Source organism: Agromyces sp. NPDC058110, assembly GCF_042884735.1.
Classification (GTDB): Bacteria; Actinomycetota; Actinomycetes; order Actinomycetales; family Microbacteriaceae; genus Agromyces.
Window position 1 is genome coordinate 948,381 of sequence record NZ_JBHVTI010000001.1, and the last position, 24,138, is coordinate 972,518.

The 24,138-nt window shown below is 71.2% G+C and carries 19 protein-coding genes and 2 riboswitches; of the genes, 8 read left to right on the forward strand and 11 right to left on the reverse strand.

Annotation, left to right across the window (positions count from 1 at the left end; translation table 11 throughout):
* Positions 1 to 102: 102 nt before the first annotated feature.
* The 4 genes from ACFVS8_RS04505 to ACFVS8_RS04520 form a co-directional block, all read right to left on the reverse strand.
* Positions 103 to 1,869: a dipeptide ABC transporter ATP-binding protein gene (locus ACFVS8_RS04505; RefSeq protein WP_387058056.1), complete on the reverse strand. Its 1,767-nt coding sequence runs from the start codon at positions 1,867 to 1,869 to the stop codon at positions 103 to 105.
* Positions 1,866 to 2,819, reverse strand: coding sequence for an ABC transporter permease (locus tag ACFVS8_RS04510; RefSeq protein ID WP_387058059.1), 954 nt, complete (start codon positions 2,817 to 2,819; stop codon positions 1,866 to 1,868). Before ACFVS8_RS04510 ends, ACFVS8_RS04505 begins: the two co-directional genes overlap by 4 nt.
* Complete coding sequence (locus ACFVS8_RS04515; protein ID WP_387058062.1) at positions 2,809 to 3,738, reverse strand: ABC transporter permease; 930 nt, start codon at positions 3,736 to 3,738, stop codon at positions 2,809 to 2,811. The genes ACFVS8_RS04510 and ACFVS8_RS04515 overlap by 11 nt, the downstream gene beginning before the upstream one ends.
* A 185-nt stretch (positions 3,739 to 3,923) precedes the next feature.
* Positions 3,924 to 5,540 carry an ABC transporter substrate-binding protein gene (locus tag ACFVS8_RS04520; protein WP_387058065.1) on the reverse strand — a complete coding sequence of 539 codons (1,617 nt, stop codon included), beginning with the start codon at positions 5,538 to 5,540 and terminating at the stop codon, positions 3,924 to 3,926.
* Between the two features lie 205 nt (positions 5,541 to 5,745).
* On the opposite strand from ACFVS8_RS04520, the gene ACFVS8_RS04525 reads away from it, so the two are divergent.
* The gene (locus ACFVS8_RS04525) at positions 5,746 to 6,507 is read left to right on the forward strand and encodes a CPBP family intramembrane glutamic endopeptidase (RefSeq protein WP_387058068.1); all 762 of its coding nucleotides are present in this window, start codon (positions 5,746 to 5,748) and stop codon (positions 6,505 to 6,507) included.
* On the opposite strand, the gene ACFVS8_RS04530 is transcribed toward ACFVS8_RS04525, so the two are convergent.
* The 7 genes from ACFVS8_RS04530 to ACFVS8_RS04560 all read right to left on the reverse strand — a co-directional run bounded on the left by ACFVS8_RS04530 (position 6,453) and on the right by ACFVS8_RS04560 (position 16,149).
* Positions 6,453 to 6,932, reverse strand: coding sequence for a hypothetical protein (locus ACFVS8_RS04530; RefSeq protein WP_387058070.1), 480 nt, complete (start codon positions 6,930 to 6,932; stop codon positions 6,453 to 6,455). The genes ACFVS8_RS04525 and ACFVS8_RS04530 overlap by 55 nt on opposite strands.
* 153 nt (positions 6,933 to 7,085) lie before the next feature.
* Entirely contained in the window at positions 7,086 to 9,977 is a 2,892-nt protein-coding gene (gene gcvP, locus ACFVS8_RS04535) for an aminomethyl-transferring glycine dehydrogenase (protein WP_387058072.1), read from the reverse strand.
* A 12-nt stretch (positions 9,978 to 9,989) separates the two neighbouring features.
* On the reverse strand, positions 9,990 to 10,361 hold the full coding sequence (gene gcvH, locus ACFVS8_RS04540; protein ID WP_387058075.1) for a glycine cleavage system protein GcvH: 372 nt from the start codon (positions 10,359 to 10,361) through the stop codon (positions 9,990 to 9,992).
* A gap of 79 nt (positions 10,362 to 10,440) precedes the next feature.
* Complete coding sequence (gene gcvT / locus ACFVS8_RS04545) at positions 10,441 to 11,607, reverse strand: glycine cleavage system aminomethyltransferase GcvT (RefSeq protein ID WP_387058078.1); 1,167 nt, start codon at positions 11,605 to 11,607, stop codon at positions 10,441 to 10,443.
* Between the two features lie 10 nt (positions 11,608 to 11,617).
* On the reverse strand, positions 11,618 to 13,033 hold the full coding sequence (locus ACFVS8_RS04550; protein WP_387058081.1) for an L-serine ammonia-lyase: 1,416 nt from the start codon (positions 13,031 to 13,033) through the stop codon (positions 11,618 to 11,620).
* Positions 13,030 to 14,349, reverse strand: coding sequence for a serine hydroxymethyltransferase (gene glyA, locus ACFVS8_RS04555; RefSeq protein ID WP_387058084.1), 1,320 nt, complete (start codon positions 14,347 to 14,349; stop codon positions 13,030 to 13,032). The genes ACFVS8_RS04550 and glyA overlap by 4 nt, the downstream gene beginning before the upstream one ends.
* 42 nt (positions 14,350 to 14,391) lie before the next feature.
* Positions 14,392 to 14,480, reverse strand: a riboswitch (glycine riboswitch).
* Positions 14,481 to 14,574, reverse strand: a riboswitch (glycine riboswitch).
* Between the two features lie 99 nt (positions 14,575 to 14,673).
* Entirely contained in the window at positions 14,674 to 16,149 is a 1,476-nt protein-coding gene (locus ACFVS8_RS04560; RefSeq protein ID WP_387058087.1) for an amidohydrolase, read from the reverse strand.
* A 241-nt stretch (positions 16,150 to 16,390) separates the two neighbouring features.
* Here ACFVS8_RS04560 and ACFVS8_RS04565 point away from each other — a divergent pair, with 241 nt between their 5' ends.
* The 7 genes from ACFVS8_RS04565 to ACFVS8_RS04595 all read left to right on the forward strand — a co-directional run bounded on the left by ACFVS8_RS04565 (position 16,391) and on the right by ACFVS8_RS04595 (position 24,086).
* Positions 16,391 to 17,143 (forward strand): NUDIX domain-containing protein, encoded by a 753-nt coding sequence (locus ACFVS8_RS04565; protein ID WP_387058089.1) that lies wholly within the window; start codon positions 16,391 to 16,393, stop codon positions 17,141 to 17,143.
* On the forward strand, positions 17,140 to 18,504 hold the full coding sequence (gene nadA / locus ACFVS8_RS04570) for a quinolinate synthase NadA (RefSeq protein ID WP_387058092.1): 1,365 nt from the start codon (positions 17,140 to 17,142) through the stop codon (positions 18,502 to 18,504). The genes ACFVS8_RS04565 and nadA overlap by 4 nt, the downstream gene beginning before the upstream one ends.
* Before the next feature lie 2 nt (positions 18,505 to 18,506).
* Entirely contained in the window at positions 18,507 to 20,147 is a 1,641-nt protein-coding gene (nadB, locus tag ACFVS8_RS04575) for an L-aspartate oxidase (RefSeq protein WP_387058095.1), read from the forward strand.
* A complete protein-coding gene (nadC, locus tag ACFVS8_RS04580) occupies positions 20,144 to 21,082 on the forward strand; it encodes a carboxylating nicotinate-nucleotide diphosphorylase (RefSeq protein ID WP_387058098.1) in 939 nt (312 codons plus the stop codon). Before nadB ends, nadC begins: the two co-directional genes overlap by 4 nt.
* Positions 21,079 to 22,233 carry a cysteine desulfurase family protein gene (locus ACFVS8_RS04585; RefSeq protein ID WP_387058101.1) on the forward strand — a complete coding sequence of 385 codons (1,155 nt, stop codon included), beginning with the start codon at positions 21,079 to 21,081 and terminating at the stop codon, positions 22,231 to 22,233. Before nadC ends, ACFVS8_RS04585 begins: the two co-directional genes overlap by 4 nt.
* On the forward strand, positions 22,230 to 22,382 hold the full coding sequence (locus ACFVS8_RS04590) for a hypothetical protein (RefSeq protein ID WP_387058104.1): 153 nt from the start codon (positions 22,230 to 22,232) through the stop codon (positions 22,380 to 22,382). Before ACFVS8_RS04585 ends, ACFVS8_RS04590 begins: the two co-directional genes overlap by 4 nt.
* Positions 22,383 to 22,550: 168 nt before the next feature.
* Positions 22,551 to 24,086: an MDR family MFS transporter gene (locus ACFVS8_RS04595; RefSeq protein ID WP_387058107.1), complete on the forward strand. Its 1,536-nt coding sequence runs from the start codon at positions 22,551 to 22,553 to the stop codon at positions 24,084 to 24,086.
* Positions 24,087 to 24,138: the final 52 nt, after the last annotated feature.

Sequence of the window (24,138 nt, forward strand, 5' to 3'; positions counted from 1 at the left end):
TGCCGAGCGGGCGTTCACCTGAGAACGGCGGAACGCCCGGCATCCGTGGTCGGATGCCGGGCGTTCCGGGTGCGCGGCGAGCCGCGCTGAGTCTGCGGAGCGCTAGGCGCCGAGCTCGATGTTCGCGCCGGGGATGGCCGCGAGCAGGTCCTGCGTGTACTGCTGCTTCGGGTTGTCGAACACCTCGTCGGTGGTCGCCGCCTCGACGATGCGGCCGCGCTGCATGACGCTCACGTTGTCGGCGATCACGCGCACGACCGCGAGGTCGTGCGTGATGAACAGGTACGTGAGGTCGAGGTCGCCCTGCAGGTCGGCGAGCAGGCGCAGGATCTGGGCCTGCACGAGCACGTCGAGCGCCGAGACGGCCTCGTCGAGCACGACGATCTCGGGCTTCAGTGCGAGCGCACGCGCGATCGCGATGCGCTGGCGCTGGCCGCCGGAGAGCTCGTTGGGGTACCGGCTGACCAGGGTGCGCGGGAGCGACACCTGGTCGAGCAGCTCGAACACGCGGTCACGACGCGAGGCGCGGTCGCCCACGCCGTGGGTCGAGAGCGGCTCGGAGATCGTGTTGCCGATGTTGCGCAGCGGGTTCAGCGACCCGTACGGGTCCTGGAACACCGGCTGCATGCGGCTGCGGAGCTCGAACAGCTGCTTGCCCGTGACGCTCGCCAGGTCTTGACCGCCGACGACGATCTTGCCCGAGGTCGCGTCTTCGAGCTTCAGGAGCATCTTGGCGACCGTGGACTTGCCCGATCCGGACTCGCCCACGAGGGCCATGGTGCTGCCCTTGGGGATCTGGAACGAGACTCCGTCGACGGCCGTGAAGTCGCCCGCACCGCGGATCTTGTACACCTTGGTGAGGTTCTCGACCGTGATCGCGGGCGCGGCCGGCTCGGCCGTGGCCAGCGCCTCGGCACGTGCCTCGGCGGTGGCCAGCAGGTCGATCTCGTCGCCCGCCGCGGCCTCGGCGTCGGACTGCATCGCGGCCTCGGCGGCTGCGATGCTGCCCGTGGCCTGGATGCGCCGCGACGCGAGGCTCGGAGCAGCCGCGACGAGCCGCTGCGTGTACGGGTGCTGCGGGTTCTGCAGGATCTCGACCGACGGCCCGGACTCGACGACCCGGCCCTTGTACATGACCACGAGCTGCTCGGCGCGCTCGGCCGCGAGGCCGAGGTCGTGCGTGATGAACAGCAGTGTCGTGCCGAGCTCGCGCGTCAGCGACTCGAGGTGATCGAGGATCACGCGCTGCACCGTGACGTCGAGCGCCGAGGTGGGCTCGTCGGCGATGAGCAGCTGCGGGTCTGCGGCGAGGCCCATGCCGATGAGCACGCGCTGGCGCATGCCGCCCGAGAACTGGTGCGGGAACTGCTTGAGACGCCGGTCGGCGTCCTGCAGGCCGGCCTGCTTCAGCACCTCGATCGCGCGCTGCTTGATCGCCTTGCGCCCGGTCGCGATGCCGTTGGCCTTGATGGCCTCCTCGACCTGGAAGCCGATCGACCAGACCGGGTTCAGGTTCGACATCGGGTCCTGCGGCACGAAGCCGACCTTGCGACCGCGGATGCCCTCCATCTCCTTCTTCGACGCCTTGGTGAGGTCCTGGCCGTCGAGGAGGATCTGGCCGCCGGTGATGTGACCGGTGCCCGGAAGGAGATTGATGATCGCGTGCGCGGTCGTGGACTTGCCCGAACCCGACTCGCCCACGATCGCGAGGCTCTGCCCGCGGTAGAGGGTGATGTTCACGCCGTCGACGGCCTTGACGAGGCCGTTCTGGGTGTTGAACCCGACCTGGAGGTCCTTGATCTCGAGGATCGGACGCTCCTCGCCGTCGCGGCGGGTCGTCGGTTCGGTTGCGTTGGTGGTGTCGGTCATCGACGTGCCCTCGCCTTCGGGTCGAGCGCGTCGCGGACGACCTCGCCGAGCATGATGAAGCTGAGCACCGTGATCGACAGCGCGATCGACGGCAGGATCAGCACCTGCGGCGCGGTACGGAGGTCGGTCTGCGCGGCGCTGATGTCATTGCCCCACGACATGGTGCTCGACGGGAGGCCGACGCCGAGGAACGACAGGGTCGCCTCCGCGACGATCGCCGAGGCGAGCGAGATCGTGGTGATGACGATCACGGGCGCGATCGAGTTGGGCAGCACGTGACGGAGCAGGATGCGGAACCGCGAGACGCCGAGGGCGGTGGCCGCCATGACGTAGTCGGAGTTCTTCACCCTGAGGATCTCGGCTCTCAGCACACGCGCTGTGGCCGGCCACGCGAATATGCCGATGGCGAGCGAGATCACCCACACGTTCGCGTACTTGGAGAACACCGACATGATGACGACGGCCGCGAGGATGTAGGGGATCGAGAAGAAGATGTCGCCCAGGCGCGAGAGCACCGAGTCGATCCATCCGCCGTAGAAGCCCGCGAACGCGCCGAACGCGATGCCGAGCACGGCCACGAGCACGGTCACGATGATGCCGACCGAGAGCGACGTCGACGTGCCGTGGATGATGCGCGAGTAGATGTCGCAGCCCTGCTTCGTGAAGCCGAGCGGGTGGCCGTCGGTCGGGCCGCCGTTGCTGTTCGAGAGCTGGCAATCGTTATTCGGCGGCACCTGCGTGAACAGGCCGGGGAACAGGGCGACCACCACGACGAGCACGATGAGGACCGAGGAGATCCAGAACATCGGGCGACCGCGGACGTCGGCCCACGCGTCGGTCCAGAGGTTGGTGGGCTTGCCCTCGGCCTTGACCTTGTCGATCGCGACGAGGGGGGTCTCTTCCAGCGGCGCGACGAAGTGCTGCTGATCGGGTCTGGTGTTACTTGGCATAGCGGATCCTCGGGTCGAGAACGGCGTACAGAAGATCGACCAGCAGGTTCACCACGAGGTAGATCAGCACCATCACGGTCACGAACGAGACGACCGTGGGGCCCTCGCCGCGAATGATCGCCTGGTAGAGCGTGCGTCCCACACCGGGGACGTTGAAGATGCCCTCGGTCACCGTGGCGCCGACCATGAGCACGCCGAAGTCGACGGCGAGGTAGGTCACCACGGGGATGAGGGAATTGCGCAGGATGTGCACGGGGACGATGCGCCCGCGGGACAGGCCCTTGCTCGCGGCGGTGCGAACGAAGTCCTGGCCGTCGGTCTCGATGACTGACGCCCTCGTCAGTCGGGTGATCTGCGCGAAGCTGATCGTCGCGAGCACGATGGCCGGGAGTATCAGGTCTTGTGTCGGCGCACCTGGCCCGACCGTGGTCCTGAACCATCCCAGCTGGATGCCGAAGATGAACTGGGCGACGAAGGCCACGACGAACACCGGCAGCGAGATGAGGATGAGGCTCACGACGAGCGCGCTGGCGTCGAAGATGCCGCCCTTGCGCAGGCCCGAGATGAGGCCGACGGCGATGCCGAACACCATCTCGATGATGACGGCCATGATCGCGAGGCGCAGCGTGACCGGGAAGGTCGTCGCGAGGATCTCGGAGACCGGCTGTCCGGAGAACGACGTCCCGAGATCTCCGCGGAAGATGTTGCCGAGGAAGATGAAGTACTGGACGATGAACGGCTGGTCGAGGTTGTACCGCTCGCGGAGCTGTTCGAGCACCTGGGGCGGCGGGGTCTTGTCGCCGAACAGGGCGACGATCGGGTCGCCCGGCATGGCGAAGACCATGAAGTAGATCAGGAACGTTGTTCCGAGCAGTACAGGGATCGCCTGCAGCAGTCGGCGCGCGATGTATCCGGCCATCGATCAGGCCTCGCGCTTCGGATTAGTGGACATTGTGGAAGAAACCTCACCCTTATGCGAGTTCGTCCTCACGATGCTACGCCGATCAGGAGCGCACCGGAGGATACGTGAGTGTGGGGCGGCAGCCGATGGCTGCCGCCCCACGGGCGCCTCAGAGTCTAACCCCGAGACGTCCAGATCGAGAATTACTCGCTCTTGGTGACCTCGTAGTACAGCGGGACGGAGTTCCAGCCGAACTGGACGTTCTCCACCGACTGGCTCCACGCGCCGTTGACCGTGGAGTACCACAGCGGGATCGCGGGGAGGTCGGCGAAGAGGATCTCCTGCGCCTGCTGGAACTTCTCGTTGGCGGCCGCGAGGTCGGTCTCAGCGAGACCCTCCTTGAGGAGACCGTCGAACTCGGCGTTCGAGTAGTCGCCGTCGTTCGAGCCGGCGCCCGTCGCGTAGATCGGGCCGAGGAAGTTGAACAGGGCGGGGTAGTCGGCCTGCCAACCGGTGCGGAACGCGGTCTCGATCGTGCGGTCGGTGATCGCGGTGCGCACCTCGGCGAAGGTCGGGTACGGAGCGCCCGACGCGTCGATGCCGAGGTTGTTCTTCAGCTGGTTCGCCACAGCGTCGACCCAGGCCTGGTGGCCGCCGTCGGCGTTGTAGGCGATCTGGAAGGTGCCGCTCCACGGGGAGATGGCGTCGGCCTGAGCCCACAGGTCCTTCGCCGCGTCGGCGTCGAAGTCGAGGACGTCGGCGCCGGGGATGTCCTCGGAGTAGCCGTCGATGACCGGCGACGTGAAGTCGTGGGCCGGGGTGCGGGTGCCCGAGAAGATCACGTCGGTGATCTCAGCGCGGTCGATCGCCTTCGAGATGGCGGCACGACGGAGCTTGCCCTCCTCGCCACCGAAGTGGGCGAGACGGTCGGGGACGGTGAACGACTGGAAGATCGCCGCGGCCTGCGTGACCGAGCGGTCGCCGAACTCGTCCTGGAAGGTCGAGAGCGCGCCGTCGGGGATGGCGTCGAGCACGTCGAGGTTGCCGCCCTGGAGGTCGGCGTACGCTGCCTCCTGCGTGGCGTAGAAGACGATGTCGAGGCCGCCGTTCTGGGCCTTGCGGTCGCCGTCGTAGTCGGGGTTCACGACGAGGCTGATGCGCTCGTTGTGCTTCCACGCGCCTTCGCCGTCGAGCATGTACGGGCCGTTGCCGACCGGGTTCTCGCCGAAGGCCTCCATGTCGTCGAACGCCGACGCGGGCAGCGGGAAGAACGCCGAGTAGCCGAGGCGCAGCGGGAAGTCCGACTCGGGCTGCTTGAGCTTGACCGTGAAGGTCGTGTCGTCGACGATCTCGAGACCGGTGAGCTCGGAGTCCTCGTCGTAGCTGAAGCCCTCGATCGACTCGAAGAAGTAGCTCGAGAGCTGCTCGTTCGAGAGGAGCGCGCCGTAGTTCCACGCGTCGACGAAGGAGTTCGCCGTGACGTCTTCGCCGTTGGTGAACTTCAGGCCCGACTTGATCTTGATGGTGTAGTTCTGGGCGTCTTCGGTCTCGATGGACTCGGCGACGTCGTTGTGGGGAGCGCCCTCTGCGTCGTAGTAGACCAGACCCGCGAAGATCGAGTCGAGGATCTTGCCGCCGCCGACCTCGTTGGTGTTGGTGGGAACCAGCGGGTTCTGGGGCTCGTTGCCGTTGGTGCTGATGACCGCGGTCGAGCTGGCGCCCTCGGTCGACTCCGGCGAGCCGCTCGTGCAGCCGGTGAGCACGAGCACTCCGGCCGCAGCAAGAGCAATGGCTGCAACGCCGATTCTCTTGATCTTCAATGTTCCTCCTGTAGACGTGCGTCGGCAGTGCGGCTTCTGGCCGCCCTGGCGCGCGGGATGAGTCGAGACTATGAATCGCCAACCCTCGAAGCAAACTCCTGCGCAAACCGTTACCGACGCGCAACCTTGGGGGCGGAACGTGCGACGGATTCCGTCACAGTACGCAGGATCTTTGCGCTGCGTGACGATATGCGAGGATCACTGCATGTCGGCTGCTCGTTTGCGCATCGAGATCGTCATCGTGCTGGGGCTCTCACTCGGCGCCTCGGCGGTGTACTCCATCGTCTCGATCATCGCGAAGGTCACCGCCGAGCAGTCGCTCGGCGACCAGTCCGTCGCCCTCAATCCGAGCCGCTCGCAACGCGAATGGCTCGACTTCACGTACCAGTTCCTCGACGTGTTCTTCGGGCTGTTCGCGGTGGCGCTCGTGCTCTACCTGCTCTGGCAGCCGGGTCGCAGCCCGTTCCGCCGCCTCGGCTTCGACCTGACGCGGCCCGGCCGCGACGCGGCATCCGGACTGCTGCTCGTCGCCGTGATCGGCGTGCCCGGCCTCGCGCTCTACGCCGCCGGCCGTGCGCTGGGCATCACCGTGGCCGTCGAGGCCTCCCCTGCGGCCTGGCTGTGGTGGACCGTGCCGATCCTGGTGCTGCGCGCGCTCGAGGCCGCGCTGACCGAGGAGCTCATCGTGGTCGGGTACCTGTTCACCCGGTTCCGCGAACTCGGCGTCGGCCCGTGGGCGACGATCGTCTCGAGCGCCCTGCTGCGCGGCACGTACCACCTGTACCAGGGCTTCGGGCCGTTCGTCGGCAACGCGGTGATGGGCATCGTGTTCGGCTGGTGCTATCAGCGGTGGGGGCGCACGATGCCGCTGGTCGTCGCGCACTTCGTGCTCGACGTCGTCTCGTTCGTCGGCTACCCGCTCGCCGTGGCGTGGTGGCCCGGGCTGTTCGCCGCTCCGGCCTCCTGAGGCTCGCGCGCCGGCTCGGGCTGCGGATGGCGCGGCTCTGGCAGCGGATGGCGCGGCCGCACGCGCGGCGCGACGTGCGACCCGTCGGCGAGCGCGAGCACCGTGGCCGGCATGGGCGGCAGCGCCTCCTCGGGCGGCTCGACGCGCAGGTCGGAGTCCGCGGACCGCACGCGGGCCATCTCGAGCCAGCTTCGGCGCGACGGCGTGCAGACGGCCGAGATGCCGTCGGCGCCGTAGCCCGAGTAGGCGAGCGAGCTCAGCATGTCGGCGCGGCGCAGCGCCTCGGCCCGGCCTGGGTCGCGCCGATCGAGCAGGCCGGCCTGCTGCTCGAGCCCGAACACGCGCGAGGCCGCCGCGCTGCAGACGACCATCGTGGCGACGAACCCGACGCCCCCGACGATCGAGGCCAGATCGATGAGCGACATGGGCACCCCCTCGTGAGAGTGCCCTCAGTGTAGACCTGAGGGCACCTCACGTACAGGGGTTCGCGGCACGAGTGGCGCTGTGCGCGCGCATCACGGCGATCGGATGCCGCGGGCGGCCGCCCGCGGCATCCGGAACCGCTCGTTCGAAACCGGCTACGCGAACGCCTCGACCGGCGGGCAGGCGCACACGAGGTTGCGGTCGCCGTAGGCCTGGTCGATGCGGCGAACCGGCGCCCAGTACTTGTTGCGCACCAGCGAGTGCACGGGGTACACGGCCTGCTCGCGGGTGTAGGGGTGGCTCCACTCCCCCGCGATGACCGACTCGGCGGTGTGCGGGGCGTTCCGCAACGGGTTGTCGTCGACCGGCCACTCGCCGCGCCCGACCGCGTCGGCCTCGGCCTTGATCGCGACCATGGCCTCGACGAACCGCTCGAGCTCGGCCAGGTCTTCGGACTCGGTGGGCTCGACCATGAGCGTGCCCGCGACCGGGAACGACATGGTCGGCGCGTGGAAGCCGTAGTCGATGAGCCGCTTCGCGACGTCGTCGACCGTCACGCCCGTCGCCGCCGTGAGCGGACGCAGGTCGAGGATGCACTCGTGCGCCACGAGGCCGTTCTCGCCCGTGTAGAGCACCGGGAAGTGCTCGCGCAGGCGCGACGCGACGAAGTTCGCCGCGAGCACGGCCGATGCGGTCGACTGCGCGAGGCCCTCCGCGCCCATCATGCGCACGTACGCCCACGAGATCGGCAGGATCGACGGGCTGCCGTACGGCGCCGCCGAGACCGGCCCGCCGCCGTGCACGAAGCCGCCGGCGTGGTCGGTGCGCTGCGCCATCGGGTGGCCGGGCAGGTAGGGCGCGAGGTGCGCCTTCGCCGCGACCGGGCCGACGCCCGGGCCGCCGCCGCCGTGCGGGATGCAGAACGTCTTGTGCAGGTTCAGGTGCGACACGTCGCCGCCGAAGTCGCCGAAGCGGGCGAAGCCGAGCAGCGCGTTGAGGTTCGCGCCGTCGACGTACACCTGTCCGCCGGCATCGTGCACGGCCTGGCAGATCTCGCGCACGTCGTGCTCGTAGACGCCGTGCGTCGACGGGTACGTGATCATGAGCGCCGCGATGGATGCCGCGTGCTCGGCGATCTTCGCCCGCAGGTCGCCGAGGTCGACGTTGCCGAGCTCGTCGCAGGCCACGACGACCACGCGCATGCCGGCGAGCACCGCGGAGGCCGCGTTCGTGCCGTGCGCGCTCGACGGGATGAGGCAGAGGTCGCGCTCGGCCTCGCCGTTCGCGAGGTGGAAGCCGCGGATCGCGAGCAGGCCCGCGAGCTCGCCCTGGCTGCCGGCGTTCGGCTGCAGCGAGACCGTGTCGTAGCCCGTGACCTCGGCGAGCCAGCTCTCGAGCTGCTCGACGAGCCCGAGCGTGCCGACGACGTCGGCCTCGGGCGCGAACGGGTGCAGGTTCGCGAACTCGGGCCACGTGACGGCCTGCATCTCGGTCGCCGCGTTGAGCTTCATGGTGCACGAGCCGAGCGGGATCATGCCGCGGTCGAGCGCGTAGTCGCGGTCGGCGAGCGTCTTCAGGTACCGCATCATCTGCGTCTCGGACTGGTGCGTATTGAACACGGGGTGCTCGAGGTAGCCGCTCGTGCGACGCAGGGCCTCGGGCAGGCTCGAGGGAAGCGCCGACAGCGACACCGCGACATCCGCCCGCTCGCCGAGCCCGAACGCCTCGACGACGAGCGAGAGCTCGTGCTCGGTGGTCGTCTCGTCGACCGCGACGTGCACGGTGGCCTCGTCGGCCTCCCAGAGGTTCAGGCCGAGCTCGTGCGCCTTCGCGACCACGTTCTTCGCGAGACCCGGAACGTGCACGCGGATCGTGTCGAAGAAGTCGTCGTGCGCGAGCGTCAGGCCGAAGCCGGTGAGCGCGTCGGCGAGCGCCTTGGCCTTCGCCGCAGTGGTCACCGCGATGTGCCGGATGCCGCGGGGGCCGTGGTAGACGGCGTACATCGACGCCATGACGGCCAGCAGCACCTGCGCGGTGCAGATGTTCGACGTCGCCTTCTCGCGGCGGATGTGCTGCTCGCGGGCCTGCAGGCTGAGGCGGTACGCGGGGTGGCCCGCGGCGTCCTGCGAGACGCCGACGAGGCGGCCGGGCAGCTGGCGCTCGAGGCCCGAGCGAACCGCCATGTAGCCCGCGTGCGGTCCGCCGAAGCCCATGGGCACGCCGAAGCGCTGGCTCGTGCCGACCGCGACGTCCGCTCCGAGCTCGCCCGGGCTCGTGATGAGCGCGAGCGCGAGCAGGTCGGCGGCCACGACGGCGAGCCCGCCCTGCGCCTTCGACGCCGCGATGACGGATGCCGGGTTCCACACCCGACCCGAGGCGCCCGGGTACTGCACGAAGACGCCGAAGTGGTCGCCGAGGGCGGCGACATCCGTGCGTTCGTGGAGGTCGGCGACGACGAGTTCGATACCGACCGCCTCGGCGCGCGAGACGAGCAGCGCACGGGTCTGCGGCAGCGCGTCGGCGTCGACCACGAAGCGGTTCGACTTCGACTTCGACGCGCGGCGGGCGAGCAGCATGCCCTCGACGACCGCGGTGCCCTCGTCGAGCATCGACGCGTTCGCCGTGTCGAGCCCGGTGAGGTCTGTCACCATCGTCTGGAAGTTGATGAGCGCCTCGAGCCGGCCCTGCGAGATCTCGGGCTGGTACGGCGTGTAGGCCGTGTACCAGCTCGGGTTCTCGAGCACGTTGCGCTGGATCACGGCGGGCGTGATGGTGCCCGAGTACCCGAGGCCGATCATCGACGTGCGCACGGTGTTCTGGTCGGCGAGCGCCGCGAGCTCGGCGAGCGCCTCGCGCTCGGTGGCCGCTTCGGGGATGGCCGAGTTCAGCACCTCGGCCATGCGGATCGACGACGGCACGGCCGCGGTCATGAGCGACTCGAGCGAGTCGTACCCGAGCTCGGCGAGCATGAGGCCGTGGTCGCTCGGCGTGGTACCGATGTGCCGCCGGCCGAACGCGTCGAGGTCGAACGTGGAGGAGGTGCTCATCTGGTGCGGTCCTTACTCGCCGACGAGGGCGCGGTACTCGGCGTGGCTCAGCAGCTTGGGCAGCTCGGGCGCGGTGATCTTCAGCAGCCAGCCCTCGCCGAACGGGTCGGAGTTGACGAGCTCGGGCGAGTCGACGACGGCCTGGTTGTGCTCGACGACCTCGCCGTTCACGGGCGCGAACAGCTCGCCTACCGACTTGGTCGACTCGATCTCGCCGACGACGGTGCCCTCGGTGACGGCCGTGCCCGCGGCGGGCAGGTCGACGTAGACGATGTCGCCCAGCTTCTCGGCCGCGTAGTCGGTGATGCCGATGGTGACGGTGTCTCCGTCGACCAGCACCCACTCGTGCTCTTCGGTGTACTGCAATTCGGTCTGTTCGGTCATTGGGGTTCTCCTCGAGTGTTGGGTGTGCCGGTGGGGCCGACCCGGGTCGCCGACGTTCAGCAGTGCCGGCGACGGCGGGTCAGGCGCTGCGCTTGTAGAAGGGAAGGGGGACGACGGATGCCGCGATGCGCGTGCCGCGCACGTCGACGTAGAGCGGGCCGCCGGCCGCGGCGGGCTCGACGAACGCCATGGCCACGGGGTGGCCGAGCGTCGGCGAGAGGGCGCCGCTCGTGATGACGCCGACGAGCGCGGCGCCCGCCGCGTCGCCGTCGTAGACCTCGTAGTCGGCCCGCGGCGCGCGGCGGCCCTCGGTCGTGAGCCCGACGAGCACGCGCGCATCGTCGGAGGGGCCTTCGGCGGTCGCGGCGCGGCCGACGAAGTCGCCCTCCTTGGCGTGCGCGACGACGCGGCCGAGGCCGGCCTGCGCGGGCAGCATGTCGCGGCCGAGCTCGTGCCCGTACAGCGGCATGCCGGCCTCGAGACGGAGCGTGTCGCGGCTCGCGAGCCCGCAGAGCGCCACGCGCGGACCTCCGGTCTCGACGATCGCGGCCCAGAGCTTCGGGGCGACCTCGGGCGCGATGTAGAGCTCGAAGCCGTCTTCGCCCGTGTACCCGGTGCGGGCGACGAGCACGGGCTGCCCCTCGAACGTGGCGGGGAACGCGCGGTAGTACTTGAGCGACGCGATGCTCGCGTCGAAGTCCTCGGCGTCGTTGCCCGGGCCCGCGACGCCGAATCCGGGCGTCTCGAGCAGCACGGCGCGGGCGTCGGGCCCCTGCAGCGCGATGAGGGCGATGTCGTCGCTCTCGTCTTCGACGACGGTGTCGAACCCGGCCGCGCGGAAACGCAGCTCCTCGGCGACGACCTTCGCGTTCGAGGCGTTCGCGACCACCATGAACCGGTCACCGCCGGTGCGGTAGACGACGAGGTCGTCGATGATGCCACCGTCGTCGGCGAGCAGCAGCGAGTACTTCGCCTGCCCGATCTCGATCGCCGAGAGCTTGCCCGCGAGGGCGTAGTCGAGCGCCGCGGCGGCCTCAGGCCCGATCAGCACGATCTCGCCCATGTGGGAGAGGTCGAACAGGCCGGCGCGCTCGCGCACGGCGTGGTGCTCGGCCAGGTCTGACGAGTAGCGCACCGGCATGTCCCAGCCGGCGAAGTCGGTGAACGACGCCCCGGCCGCCTCGTGCACCGCGTGCAGCGGGCTCTGTCGTGGCGTCGATGCGCCCTCTCGTGTCGTCTCGCTCATGCGGACCTCCTCAACATTCCACCACATTGACGGCGAGCCCGCCCATGGCGGTCTCCTTGTACTTCTCGCTCATGTCGCGCCCGGTCTGGCGCATGGTCTCGACGACCGTGTCGAACGAGACCCGATGCGAGCCATCTCCCCACATGGCCATCTTGGCCGCGTTGATGGCCTTTCCGGCAGCGATCGCGTTGCGTTCGATGCACGGGATCTGCACGAGTCCGCCGACGGGGTCGCACGTCAGCCCCAGGCTGTGCTCCATCGCGATCTCGGCCGCGTTCTCGACCTGCGCCGGCGTGCCGCCGAGCACCGCGGCGAGCGCGGCCGCGGCCATCGACGACGCGGAGCCGACCTCGCCCTGGCAGCCGACCTCGGCGCCCGAGATCGAGGCCCTGCGCTTGACGATGCCGCCGATGGCAGCCGCGGTCAGCAGGAACTCCACGGCGAGCTCGTCGAGATCGTCGCCTCGACGCGCTCGGGGCGTGTAGGTCGACGCGTAGTGCAGCACCGCGGGCAGGATGCCGGCCGCACCGTTCGTCGGCGCCGTCACGACGCGGCCTCCGGCCGCGTTCTCCTCGTTCACCGCGAGCGCGACGAGGTTCACCCAGTCGAGCGCATCGGCCGGATCGCGGTCGGGGTCGTGCGCCAGCAGGTGGGCGTGCAGCGCCGGCGCCCGGCGCACGACGCCGAGGCCGCCGGGGAGCGTGCCCTCGCGGCGCAGGCCCGACTCGACGCACTCGTGCATCGCATCGCGGATCCGGAGCACGCGGGCCCGCACGTCGGCCTCGGTCGCCCGCGCGGTCTCGTTGCGCAGCGCGAGCTCGGCGATCGAGGCCGACTCGCGCGCGCACTCGGCGAGGAGCTCGTCGGCCGTGCCGAAGTCGTGCGGCACGCCGGGCTGATCGGTGCTCGGGCCTGTGGCTGCGATCGCCGCGGCAGGCGTCTCGCCCTCGCGCTCGATGAACCCGCCGCCCACCGAGAAGTACGTGGCGTCGTCGAGCAGGCGCCCGTCGGTCGCGTGCGCGACCAGGCGCATGGCGTTCGGATGCCGCGGGTGCACGGTCAGCGGCCTGAGCACGATGTCGTCGACGCCGAACGCGACCTCGGCGAGCCCGCCCACGCGGATGCGGCCGGACGCGGCGGCGGCGGCCAGGCGCTCGTCGATCTCGTCGACGGCGATCGTGTCGGGTCGGCAGCCCTCGAGCCCGAGCAGCACCGCGGTCATGGTGCCGTGCCCGCGGCCGGTCGCGGCGAGCGAGCCGAACAGCTCGACGCCGACGCGCGCGATCTCGGCGGCGTCGGGTCCGAGCCGGTCGACGAAGTCGACGGCCGCGCGCATGGGGCCGACGGTGTGCGAGCTCGACGGGCCGATGCCGACCGTGAAGAGGTCGAACACGCCGATGTGCCCGGCGAGCGGGGTGACGGTCATGCGCGGTCCGAGAGCTCGGCGACGGCGCCGTCGTAGAGGGGGAACCGCGCGACGAGCGCGTCGACCCGCCCGGCGAAGGCGCCGAGGTCGGCGTCGTCGCCCGCCGTCAGCACGCCCGCGATCACGTCGGCGACCTCGTCGAACGCGTCGGCGTCGAAGCCGCGCGCCGCGAGCGCCGGGGTGCCGATGCGCAGGCCGCTCGTGACCATCGGCGGACGGGGGTCGTCGGGCACGGCGTTGCGGTTGACGGTGATGCCGACGCGGTGCAGCAGGTCCTCGGCGGTGCGACCGTCGATGGGGCTGTCGCGCAGGTCGACGAGCACGAGGTGCACGTCGGTGCCGCCGCCGACCACGCGGATGCCGGCGGCCGCGCAGTCGGGCTGCGCGAGGCGCTCGGCGAGCGCGCGGGCTCCGGCGACGGTGCGCTCCTGGCGGTCGCGGAAGCCCTCGCCCGCGGCGATCTTCAGTGCGACGGCCTTGCCGGCGATGACGTGCTCGAGCGGCCCGCCCTGCTGGCCGGGGAACACGGCCGAGTTGAGCTTCTTCGCGAGCTCGGCGTCGTTCGAGAGGATGAGCCCGCCGCGCGGACCGCCGAGGGTCTTATGGGTCGTCGTGGTGGTGACGTGGGCGTGCGGCACGGGCGACGGGTGCAGGCCGGCGGCCACGAGCCCGGCGAAGTGCGACATGTCGACGAGGAGGAAGGCACCGACCTCGTCGGCGATCGCACGGAAGCCCGCGAAGTCGAGCGCGCGGGTGTACGCCGACCACCCGGCGATGATGAGCGCGGGACGGTGCTCGAGCGCGAGGGCGCGCACCTCGGCGAGGTCGATCTCCTCGGTCTCGGCAGAGCGGTGGTAGGGCACGACGTCGTAGAGGCGGCCCGAGAAGTTGAGCTTCATGCCGTGCGTGAGGTGGCCGCCGTGCGCGAGGTCGAGGCCGAGGATGGTGTCGCCGGGCGTGATGAGCGCATGCATGGCGGCGGCGTTGGCCTGGGCGCCCGAGTGCGGCTGCACGTTCGCGAAGCCCGCGCCGAACAGGCTCTTGGCCCGTTCGATCGCGAGGGTCTCGATCACGTCGACGTGCTCGCAGCCGCCGTAGTAGCGGCGTCCGGGGTAGCCCTCGGCGTACTTGTTGGTGAGCACCGAGCCCTGGGCCTGCATGACGGCGACGGGCGCGTGGTTCTCGGAGGCGATCATCTCGAGGCCGGTGCGCTGCCGGGCGAGCTCGGCGTCGATCGCCGCGGCGACCTCGGGGTCGAGCTCGGCGAGCGGCGCGGTGAGCTCGCCGGCGGCGAGCAGGGTCGTGGAACGGGACATGAGGGAACTCCTTCGGTGGGCATCGGCGTCGATGCGATGAGTTCCTCCCGCTCTGTCATTGGCCTGAGAGTTTCACGGGCCCTGCCCGCTTGCCCCTACGGCGGGCGCCGGAGCGCCGCTTTTCAGAGTGACCTGCCGGCGCGGTACGTGTGCCTGAGAGATTCCCGGGAGGGATTGCTCCTACGGCAGCCGCGGCGTACCGCGGCGTTCTCCCGCGACGGGTGAACGGTCGTGTTCAGTTTGGTGTCGATCTTAGCCGCTCGCATGACGGGCGGCGGATGTCGGGGCCGGGCGCTCGACGAGAGCCCGGCCCCGAGCCGGCGATCAGCCGACGAAGGTTGCTGCGGCGTGCTCCGAGGCGATGAGGTGCGCCTCGTTGCCGGCGCGCAGGGGCGGTGCGACGATGCCCTCGGGGATCGGGCAGTCGTACGGGGTCTCGGCGATCACGGCGTCGAACTCCGACGTCGCGGCGGCGAGCAGTTCCGCGTCGGTGAGCATGTCGATCGCCGTGGCGGCCATGGCCTTGGCGGCGTGCAGCATGCCCTTGTGCGCGGCGGGGAGCTTGCCCTGCGCGACCATCTGCCACGAGTGGCCCGGCGTGCCGATCGCGGCGGTGGCGCCGGCGATCTGCACGGTCGGCACGGTCCAGCTGACGTCGCCGACGTCGGATGAGCCGGTCATCTGCTGCCGGCGGCGCGGGTCGCCGAGCGGCAGCACGCCGTCGTGCAGCACGGCTCCCGCCGGCAGGCCGAGCATGCGCCGCATGCCGATGACCTCGCGCTCGGGCACGGTGGCCGTGAAGGCGGCGGCGGCCGCCGCGTCGGCCTCGTCGAAGGGCACCGGCCCGATCGACTCGACGTTTGCCTGCAGCGCCGCCTCGAGCGCGACGTTCGGCAGGATCTCGGCGCACGCGCCGTCGAAGTCGATCTCGAGGCTCGTCTCGGTCATGAGGGCGGCGCCCTGCGCGATCTTCACGACGCGGTCGTAGAGCTCGCGCATCTCGCCGACGGTGTTGGCGCGCACGACGTAGTAGGCGCTCGCGTGCGCCTGCACCACGTTCGGCGAGTCGCCGCCGGCATCCGTGATCGCGTAGTGCACGCGGGCCGTGTCGGGCATGTGCTCGCGCAGGAAGTTGACGCCGACGTTCAGCAGCTCGACCGCGTCGAGCGCGCTGCGACCGTGGGCGGGATCGGCGCCCGCGTGCGAGGCGATGCCCGTGTAGCGGAAGTACACCTGGGCGTACGAGAGGGTGAGGAACTGCGACGCCGACATCACGGGCGCGGGGTGCCAGCTCACGGCGCCGTCGACCCCGTCGAACGCGCCGGCCTGCACCATGAAGGTCTTGCCGGCAGCGGCCTCCTCGGCCGGGCAACCGTAGTACCGCACCCGGCCCGGGATGCCGTGCTGCTCGAGGTAGGCGGCCGCGGCGGCCGCCGCGAGCAGCGATCCGCTGCCGAGCAGGTTGTGGCCGCAGCCCGCGCCGTTCGCGTTCGTCGTCTCGGGGTTCGGGGTGGGTTCGGCGACCCCGCTCGCCTGGCTGAGCCCCGCGAGCGCGTCGTACTCGCCGAGGAATGCGATGAGCGGGCCGCCCTCGCCCTTCTCGGCGAAGAACGCGGTCGGGATGCCGCCGACCTCGCGCTCGATGCGGAAGCCGTGCTCCTCGGCGGCCTCGATCTGCTTGGCCATGGAGCCGTACTCCTGCCAGCGCAACTGGGGGTCGTCCCAGATCTCGTCGCTGAGCCTGGTGAACCGGGGGCCGTACGACTCGACGATCTCCTCGATGGGTGTGGTGTCTCTCACGTGCGCTCCTTCTTCGTTTCGTCAGTGAACCGGGGAGGTGTTTCGGCATCATGTCATGAACATGTCGGCTTCGTGAAACCGAATAATGACATTCTCGGCCTCCTGCGCGACCTGGAGTGCCACTTTCAGCCAATTAGATGATTCGCTCGCACCGCATGCCGTCACACGTTTTGGCTTCGTGTCAGTTCGACTGTAAGATGCTCGTGTACTTAGAGTCACGATGACACGAAGGGAGGCGCGGATGCCTCGCACGATCGAATTGGCCGACGCACGCCTCGCCGTGTCGACCGTGATCTTCGCCCGCGACCCCGGCGTCGCACCCGGCGAGGCGCCCGCGCACGCCGAGCAGCCCGCCGACCGCTCGCTCTGGATCCCTCTCGTGCGCCGCCTGCGCGAACCCGGCGAGGGCCGGTGGGCGCTCCCCGGCGGATGGCTCGGCGCGGCCGAGTCGCTCGAGGGCGCTGCGGCCCGCACGCTCGACGAGACGACCGGCGTCACGCCCCGCTACCTCGAGCAGCTCTACACCTTCGGCGCCCCCGACCGCTCCCCCGACGAGCGCGTCGTGTCGGTGGTCTACTGGGCCCTCGTGCGCCCCGAAGAGACGACGGGCGCCATCGAGGATCCCAACGTCAGGTGGTTCGACGCCGACGACCTGCCCGAACTCGCGTTCGACCACAACGAGATCGTCGCCTACGCCCTCGGTCGCCTCCGCACGAAGCTCGGCTACTCGCAGATCGCCCACGCCTTCCTCGGCGAGACGTTCACGATCGCCGAGCTGCGCGAGGTCTACGAGACCGTGCTCCGACGCCCGCTCGACCCCGCGAACTTCCGGCGCACGGTCGAGGCGTCCGGCGCACTCGTCGAGACCGGCGAGGTGCGCACCGGCACCCCGCACCGCCCGCCCAAGCTGTACCGCCCCGCCGATCCCGCCGAGGCGGGCATCCAGGGGGCGTTCCGGATCCCCGTCGCACCGCACCTGAGGAGACACCCATGACGCTCGTCCAGCCCGCCGACACGCGGCTCGCGGCATCCGTCGACCGTTCGATCCAGCTGATCCAGACCGGCAAGGCCGCGGGCAGCACGTGCTCGCCCGACCTCGCGAAGGGGCCGTGGGAGTTCGACGCCGGCCCCGTCGCCTACGGGCCGGGCTCGTCGATGGGCGACGTGATCCCGACCGGGTCGCCGCGCCAGGGCGCCCTGCCCGAGTCGTACAAGACGGCGACCGACGCCGAGCTGCACGACCGCATCCGCGCCGCCAAGGCGACCCTCGGCGACCGCGTCGTGGTGCTCGGCCACTTCTACCAGCGCGACGAGGTCGTCGAGCACGCCGACTTCGTGGGCGACTCGTTCCAGCTCGCGAACGCCGCCCTCACCCGCCCCGACGCCGAGGCCATCGTGTTCTGCGGCGTGCACTTCATGGCCGAGACGGCCGACCTGCTCTCCACGCCCGAGCAGGCCGTCATCCTCCCGAACCTCGCCGCCGGCTGCTCCATGGCCGACATGGCCGACGAGGAGTCGGTCGAGGCGTGCTGGGCCGAGCTCGAAGACGTCTACGGCGACCTCGAGGCGACCGACGCCGACGGGCGGGTGCCGGTGATCCCGGTCACGTACATGAACTCGTCGGCCGCGCTCAAGGGCTTCGTCGGCCGCCACGGCGGCATCGTCTGCACGTCGTCGAACGCCAAGACCGTGCTCGAGTGGGCGTTCGAGCGGGGGCAGCGCGTGCTGTTCTTCCCCGACCAGCACCTCGGCCGCAACACCGCGAAGGCGCTCGGCGTGCCGCTCGAGCAGATGCCCATGTGGAACCCGCGCAAGGCGCTCGGCGGCAACTCGGCCGACGACCTGGCCGACGCGCGCGTGATCCTGTGGCACGGATTCTGCTCGGTGCACCGCCGCTTCACGGTCGACCAGATCGCCCAGGCGCGCATCGACCACCCCGGCGTGCAGGTCATCGTGCACCCCGAGTGCCCCATGCCCGTCGTCGACGCTGCGGATGCCGCGGGGTCGACGGACTTCATCGTGAAGGCCATCCAGGCGGCCCCCGCCGGCTCGACCTTCGCGATCGGCACCGAGATCAACCTCGTGCAGCGCCTCGCCGCCGAGTACCCGCAGCACGAGATCTTCTGCCTCGACCCCGTGGTCTGCCCGTGCTCGACGATGTACCGCATCCACCCCGGCTACCTCGCGTGGGTGCTCGAAGAGCTCGTCGCCGGTCGTGTCGTCAACCGCATCACGGTCGCCGACGAGGTGGCCGAGCCCGCACGCGTCGCCCTCGAGCGCATGCTCGCGGCGAAGCCGCCGGCATCCGTCGCCCCTGCGCCCGTGCCCGCCGACGCCGTGCCGACCGGGGCCTGACCATGGCGCACGTGCTCGTCGTCGGCGGCGGCATCGCGGGCCTCTGGACCGCGGTACGGGCGGCCGACGCGGGCCACGACGTCGAGCTCGTCACGAAGACCGAGCTCGCCGACGGCAACACCCGGCACGCGCAGGGCGGCATCGCCGCGGCGCTGTTCCCCGACGACTCGGCCGAGCGCCACTTCGCCGACACTCTCGCCGCGGGTGCGGGCCTCTGCGATGCAGAGGCCGTGCGCGTGCTGTGCGACGAGGGCCCGGCGCGGGTGCGCGACCTGATCCGGTTCGGCGTCGCGTTCGACCACGGCGACTCCGGTCTCGCGCGCGGGCTCGAGGCGGCGCACTCGCGCGCCCGCGTGCTGCACGCCGGCGGCGACGCGACGGGGGCAGCGATCGAGCACGCGCTGGTCGCGACCGTGCGGCGCCGCGCCGTGCGCATCCACGAGCAGACGATGCTCGTCGACCTGCTCGTCGAGGAGGCGGGCGACGCGGGTTCGGAGGGCGCATCGGGCGCCGAGCACGACGGCGTGCGGGTCGTCGGTGCGCGCCTGCTCGCGGCATCCGGAACCCTCGTCGACGTGCGCGCCGACGCCGTGGTGCTCGCGACCGGCGGCGCCGGGCAGCTCTTCCTGCACACGACGAATCCCGATGTGGCGACCGGCGACGGCGTGGCGGCGGCGTGGCGCGCGGGCGCGGAGGTCGCCGACCTCGAGTTCGTGCAGTTCCACCCCACGGCGCTCGCGGCGCCGGGCACCCCGCTCATCTCCGAGGCCGTGCGCGGCGAGGGCGCCGTGCTCCGCGACCGCGACGGGCACCGCTTCATGACGGAGATCTCGGAGCAGGCCGAGCTCGCGCCGCGCGACGTCGTGGCCCGCGCCGTGTGGCGCCGGAGCCTCGAACAGGGCGGCGAGCCCGTCACGCTCGACGCCACCGCGCTCGGCCGGGCCTTCCTCGACCGCAGGTTCCCGGGGCTCGGCGCGGCCTGCCGCGGGGCCGGGTTCGACTGGGCGGCCGAGCCCGTGCCCGTCACGCCCGCGGCGCACTACGCCATGGGCGGCGTCGTCACCGACCTCGACGGGCGCACCTCGCTGCCCGGGCTGTACGCCGTCGGCGAGACCGCCCGCACCGGCGTGCACGGGGCCAACCGCCTCGCCTCGAACTCGCTGCTCGAGGCGGCCGTGTTCGCCGATCGCGCGGCGCGGGCCATCGACGCGAAGGCGGGCGGCGTGCGCGTCGTCCGGCACCCGGGCGCACCCGCCGCGGCCGGCGCGCCTGCGCACGGCGGGTCGCGGGTCGCATCCGACGACTCGCACGCGACGCCGGTCGATCGCACCGACCTGCAGGCGCTCATGTGGGAGCACGTCGGGCTCGAGCGGTCGGGGCGCGGGCTCGCCGCGGCATCCGCCCGCCTGGAGCACTGGCGAGCGCCGGAGGTGCGCGACCGCCGTACCGCGGAGGACCGCAACCTGCTCGACCTCGCACGCCTGACGGTCGCCGCCGCAGCGGCGCGCGCCGAGAGCCGCGGCGCCCACTTCAGGGCGGATGCCGCGGCGCCCGCCGAGCGCACGGCCCCTCGTGAGGCCTCCGCACCGACCAGACCCCTGCACGACCTCGTGCCCGCGAACGACGCCGAGGAGGCAGCATGAGCACCGACCGCCGCGAGATCGACCGCATCGTCACCGCAGCCCTCGACGAGGACGCCCCCTGGGGCGACCTCACGAGCGAGACCTTGATCCCGGCGGATGCCACGGCGACCGCGTCGCTCGTCGCGCGCGAGCCCGGCGTGCTCAGCGGCATCGAGGTGTTCGCCGCGGCGTTCCGCATCGTCGACCCGTCGATCGAGGTCGAACGGCTCGCCGCCGACGGCGACCGGTTCGAGGCGGGCGACGTGCTCGCACGCGTGCACGGACCCGCCCGAGGCATCCTCACCGCCGAGCGCGTGGCGCTCAACCTGAGCCAGCGCATGACGGGTGTCGCGACGCTCACGGCCCGGTACGTCGCCGCCGTGACGGGCGTCGAGGGCTCGCGGGCGCGCATCGTCGACACGCGCAAGACGACGCCGGGGCTGCGGAGCCTCGAACGCCAGGCCGTGCGCGACGGCGGCGGGCGCAACCACCGGCGCTCGCTGTCGGACGCGATCATGGCCAAGGACAACCACCTCGCCGTGCTCACGGCCGACGGCGTCGACCTCGCCTCGGCGCTGCGCGAGGCGCGTGAGCGGATGCCGCACACGGCCCACCTCGAGGTCGAGATCGACCGGCTCGACCAGCTCGATGCCGTGCTCGACGGCGGCGCCGACACGATCATGCTCGACAACTTCGGGCTCGACGACCTGCGCGAGGGCGTGCGGCGCATCGCCGGGCGCGCGGTGGTCGAGGCGTCCGGCGGGGTGAACCTCGACACGGTCGCCGCGATCGCTGCGACCGGCGTCGACGTGATCTCGGTCGGCGCGCTCACCCACTCGGCGCGGGCACTGGATCTCGGGCTCGACATCGACATCGCCCTCGGCCTCGGCCTCGACGATGCCGCCGCGACGGGCGCGATCGGCCGGCGAGCGGAGCCGGGCCCGGTGCGACCGTGATCTACCTCGACCACGCCGCCACGACCCCGGTGCGCCGCGAGGCGATCGAGGCCATGTGGCCGTACCTCACGGGCTCGTTCGGCAACCCGTCGAGCCGGCACGAGCTCGGCGACGAGGCGGCTCGCGCTCTCGCCTGGGCGCGGGCGGAGGTCGCGGCGGTCGTCGGATGCCGACCGGGCGAGGTCGTGTTCACGAGCGGCGGCACCGAGGCCGACAACCTCGCGATCAAGGGCATCGCGCTCGGACGGCCGCGCGGGCGCCACCTCGTCGTCTCCCCCATCGAGCACGAGGCGGTGCTCGAGTCGGCCGACTTCCTCGTGCGTCACCACGGCTTCTCGGTGACGGAGGTCGAGGTCGATGCCGGCGGCCTCGTGCACCCCTCGGCGCTCGAAGCCGCGATCCGACCCGAGACCGCGCTCGTCTCGGTGCAGCTCGTGAACAACGAGATCGGCACGATCCAGCCCGTGGCCGAGCTCGCCGCCGTCGCCCACCGCGCGGGCGCGCTCATGCACACCGACGCCGTGCAGGCCGCGGGTCACCTCGACCTGCGGCTCGACGGGCCGACCGGGCTCGGCGTCGACGCCCTCTCGCTCGCCGGGCACAAGGTCGGTGCGCCGAAGGGCTCCGGCGTGCTCGTCGCGCGCGGGCACGTAGCGCTCGAGCCCGTGCTGCACGGCGGCGGCCAGGAGCGCGGCCGGCGGTCGGGCACCGAGAACGTCGCCGGTGCGGTCGCCTTCGCCACCGCGCTGCGGCTCGCCGAGCAGGAGCGGTCGGATGCCGCGGCGCGCGCGACCCGACAGGGGCTCGCGTTGCGCGACGCCGTGATCGCCGGCGTCGACGGCGCCGTGCTCACGGGCGACCCCGAGCGGCGGCTGCCGGGAACGGTGTCGTTCGTCTTCCCCGGCACGAGCGGCGAGGCCGTGCTGCTCGAACTCGACCGGATGGGCGTGACGTGCTCGAGCGGCTCGGCGTGCGCGGCGGGCAGCAGCGAGCCGTCGCACGTGCTCACCGCCATCGGCATCGCGCCAGACCTCGCGCAGACGGCCGTGCGGTTCACGCTCGGCCCGACGACGACCGACGAGGAGATCGCGGATGCCGCGGCATCCGTCGCCCTTGCCGTGTCGGCCGTGCGGTCTATCGTGGAGTCATGACCGACGCGAACACCCCTGAGAACGAGGCCGAAGAGGTCGACGCCGAGCAGGCGGAGCGACTGCGCTCCGAACTGGCCCCCGAGGAGTCCATGTTCAACGACTGGCTGCCCCGGCCGACGCCGATCGACGGGCCCGCGCCCGCTCCCTGATCCGCCGCTTCCGCACCGCGGTTCCATACGTTGCGATGCTTCGCGCGATTCGGGAATAGCCCGGCGCGCGCCGGCGGTTGTCCCTGTGGTCGGTGACTCCGGTCACTTCCGATGCTCTGCCAGCGCGACGACGCGCCACATCCACTTTCTGCCGATTGGATCCGCACCGTGACCGAACGCGCCCTTCCAGACCTCTCACCCGCCGACAGCGCCGCAGACAGCGCCGCGCACCCGACCCCGACGACGGTCGGCGAGCACCACCACTCCGACGCCGAGGCACTGCACGGCGAACGCAACTCGCGCGTGATCTGGCTGCTGCTGGCCGCCGCGTTCGTCGTGATCCTCAACGAGACGATCATGGGCGTCGCGATCCCGCACCTGGTGACCGACCTCGGCATCACGATCTCCGAGGCGCAGTGGCTCACGACCGCCTTCATGCTCACCATGGCGGTCGTCATCCCGATCACCGGCTTCCTGCTGCAGCGCTTCTCGACCAGGGCCGTCTTCATCGCCGCCATGGGGCTGTTCTCGACCGGAACGCTGATCGCCGCGCTCGCCCCGGGCTTCGAGGTGCTGCTCGGCGCGCGCGTCGTGCAGGCGTCGGGCACGGCGATCATGATGCCGCTGCTCATGACCACGCTCATGACGCTCGTCGCACCCTCCGATCGCGGCCGGTTCATGGGCCGGGTCTCGACCGTGATCTCGGTCGCCCCCGCGATCGGGCCCACGATCTCGGGCCTGATCCTCAGCTTCCTGTCGTGGCGCTTCATGTTCTGGCTCGTGCTGCCGATCGCCGTCGCGATGCTCGTGATCGGCATCCGGCGCGTCGAGAACGTGAACACGCCCAAGCGCCTGCCGCTCGACGTCTTCTCGGTCATCCTCTCGGCGATCGGCTTCGGCGGACTCGTCTACGGCCTCAGCCTCATCGGCGGCGAGGCGGCGGGCACGGCATCCCCGGCGCAGATGTGGATCTCGCTCGGCGCCGGAGCCCTCGGCATCCTCGGCTTCGTCGTGCGCCAGCTCCTGCTGCAGCGCGGCGACCGCGCGCTGCTCGATCTCCGCACCTTCAAGTCGGCGAACTTCGCGATCTCGATCGCGCTGATGACGGTCATGATGGCGGCCCTGTTCGGCACGATCATCCTGCTGCCCATCTACCTCCAGAACGTGCTGCACCTCGAACCGATCGTGACCGGCCTGCTCCTGCTGCCCGGCGGACTCGTGATGGGTCTGCTCGGGCCGACCGTCGGTCGCCTCTACGACCGATTCGGCCCCCGGCCGCTGCTCGTGCCCGGCAGCATCGTCGTGAGCGGCGTGCTCTGGTCGCTGACGCTCGTGAACGAGACGACCTCGGCCTGGTGGCTGCTCGCAGCGCACGTGGTGCTCTCGGCCGGTCTGGCGTTCATGTTCACGCCGCTGTTCACGACCGCGCTCGGCTCGGTCGAGCCCCGGTTCTACTCGCACGGCTCGGCGATCGTCGGCACCGTGCAGCAGGTCGGCGGCGCGGCGGGCACGGCGCTCTTCATCACGGTCATGGCGGCGGCGAGTGCGGCCGCAGCGCCGGTCGCGGCCTCCCCCGAGGCTGCCGAGGCGACCGGCATCCACACGGCGTTCCTCGTCGGTGCGATCCTGTCGCTCGTCGCGATCGTGGGCAGCGCGTTCGTGCGCCGCCCGGCCGACACAGAGGGCGAGTTCGTCGCGCACTGAGCGAGGCGCACCCAAAACGGATCGGGCCCGCCCGGCGCACGTGCGCCGGGCG

What these genes read in the sequence shown, in the direction of transcription:
- ACFVS8_RS04505 (WP_387058056.1), bottom strand. Translation starts at nt 1,869, where the DNA reads ATGACCGACACCACCAACGCAACCGAACCGACGACCCGCCGCGACGGC.
- ACFVS8_RS04510 (WP_387058059.1), bottom strand. Translation starts at nt 2,819, where the DNA reads ATGCCAAGTAACACCAGACCCGATCAGCAGCACTTCGTCGCGCCGCTG.
- ACFVS8_RS04515 (WP_387058062.1), bottom strand. Translation starts at nt 3,738, where the DNA reads ATGGCCGGATACATCGCGCGCCGACTGCTGCAGGCGATCCCTGTACTG.
- ACFVS8_RS04525 (WP_387058068.1), top strand. Translation starts at nt 5,746, where the DNA reads ATGTCGGCTGCTCGTTTGCGCATCGAGATCGTCATCGTGCTGGGGCTC.
- ACFVS8_RS04530 (WP_387058070.1), bottom strand. Translation starts at nt 6,932, where the DNA reads ATGTCGCTCATCGATCTGGCCTCGATCGTCGGGGGCGTCGGGTTCGTC.
- gcvP (WP_387058072.1), bottom strand. Translation starts at nt 9,977, where the DNA reads ATGAGCACCTCCTCCACGTTCGACCTCGACGCGTTCGGCCGGCGGCAC.
- gcvH (WP_387058075.1), bottom strand. Translation starts at nt 10,361, where the DNA reads ATGACCGAACAGACCGAATTGCAGTACACCGAAGAGCACGAGTGGGTG.
- gcvT (WP_387058078.1), bottom strand. Translation starts at nt 11,607, where the DNA reads ATGAGCGAGACGACACGAGAGGGCGCATCGACGCCACGACAGAGCCCG.
- ACFVS8_RS04550 (WP_387058081.1), bottom strand. Translation starts at nt 13,033, where the DNA reads ATGACCGTCACCCCGCTCGCCGGGCACATCGGCGTGTTCGACCTCTTC.
- glyA (WP_387058084.1), bottom strand. Translation starts at nt 14,349, where the DNA reads ATGTCCCGTTCCACGACCCTGCTCGCCGCCGGCGAGCTCACCGCGCCG.
- ACFVS8_RS04565 (WP_387058089.1), top strand. Translation starts at nt 16,391, where the DNA reads ATGCCTCGCACGATCGAATTGGCCGACGCACGCCTCGCCGTGTCGACC.
- nadA (WP_387058092.1), top strand. Translation starts at nt 17,140, where the DNA reads ATGACGCTCGTCCAGCCCGCCGACACGCGGCTCGCGGCATCCGTCGAC.
- nadB (WP_387058095.1), top strand. Translation starts at nt 18,507, where the DNA reads ATGGCGCACGTGCTCGTCGTCGGCGGCGGCATCGCGGGCCTCTGGACC.
- nadC (WP_387058098.1), top strand. Translation starts at nt 20,144, where the DNA reads ATGAGCACCGACCGCCGCGAGATCGACCGCATCGTCACCGCAGCCCTC.
- ACFVS8_RS04590 (WP_387058104.1), top strand. Translation starts at nt 22,230, where the DNA reads ATGACCGACGCGAACACCCCTGAGAACGAGGCCGAAGAGGTCGACGCC.